At 70.7% G+C, this 1,196-nt stretch carries 1 protein-coding gene; it reads right to left on the bottom strand.

What is annotated here, in order from left to right; genetic code table 11:
* Positions 1-1,196 (bottom strand): maltotransferase domain-containing protein (locus BIV25_RS45735; RefSeq protein ID WP_143076845.1); only part of this gene is annotated, 1,196 nt, incomplete at both ends.

Genomic DNA, 1,196 nt, shown 5'->3' with positions numbered 1-1,196 from the left:
CGCCGGAGGGTGTTGAGCCGGGTGATGAGGGGGGCGATGCTGCGGCCGTCCCGTTCGGCGGACTCCCAGTCGCGGGGCCGGAGTTGGTACTTCTCGGAGTGGAGGTACTCCTCGCTGCCGTCCTTGAGCGGGGTGTTCTCGCACAGTTCGTAGCCGCTGTAGAGGCCCCAGGCGGGGGAGAGGGTGGCGGCGAGGACGGCGCGGACCTCGAAGGCGGGGCGGCCGCCGTGCTGGAGGTAGGCGTGCAGGATGTCCGGGGTGTTGGCGAACAGGTTCGGCCGCATGTACGCGGCGGCCTCGCCCGTCAACTCGGTGAGGTGTTCGGTGAGTTCGTGCTTGGTGTTGCGCCAGGTGAAGTAGGTGTAGGACTGCTGGAAGCCGATCTGGGCGAGGGTGTGCATCATCGCGGGGCGGGTGAAGGCCTCGGCGAGGAAGATGACGTCCGGGTCGGTGCCGTTGACCTCGGCGATGACCCGTTCCCAGAACACGACGGGTTTGGTGTGCGGGTTGTCGACCCGGAAGATCCGCACCCCGTGGTCCGTCCAGTGCCGCAGGATCCGCACGGTCTCGGCGACCAGGCCGTCCAGGTCGGCGTCGAAGGCGACGGGGTAGATGTCCTGGTACTTCTTCGGCGGGTTCTCCGCGTAGGCGATGGTGCCGTCGGCCCGGTGGTGGAACCAGTCGGGGTGCTTGTCCACCCAGGGATGGTCCGGGGAGCACTGCAGCGCGAAGTCGAGGGCGACCTCCATCCCCAACTCCCCGGCCCGGCCCACGAAGTGGTCGAAGTCCTCGAACGTGCCCAGCGCCGGGTGCAGGGCGTCGTGGCCGCCCTCGGGGGAGCCGATCGCCCACGGCACCCCGACGTCGTCCGGACCGGCGGCGAGGGTGTTGTCGGGGCCCTTGCGGAAGGTCGTGCCGATGGGGTGGACCGGCGGCAGGTAGACGACGTCGAAGCCCATCGCGGCGATCGCCTCCAGCCGGCGGGCGGCCGTACGGAAGGTGCCGTGGGGCTGCTCGGCGGTGCCCTCCGAACGCGGGAAGAACTCGTACCACGACCCGAACAGCGCCCGCTCCCGCTCCACCAGCAGCGGCATCGCCTCGGAGGCCGTGACCAGCTCCCGCAGCGGATGACGCGCCAGCACCGCCGCCACCTGAGGCGACAGCGCCGGCGCCAGCCGGGCCCGCACCGACAGGGA

It is taken from the genome of Streptomyces sp. MUSC 14, from assembly GCF_001866675.1.
Taxonomy (GTDB): domain Bacteria; phylum Actinomycetota; class Actinomycetes; order Streptomycetales; family Streptomycetaceae; genus Streptomyces.
The sequence above is the reverse complement of the archived record's forward strand: the minus strand, read 5'-3'. Positions and strand labels throughout refer to the sequence as shown.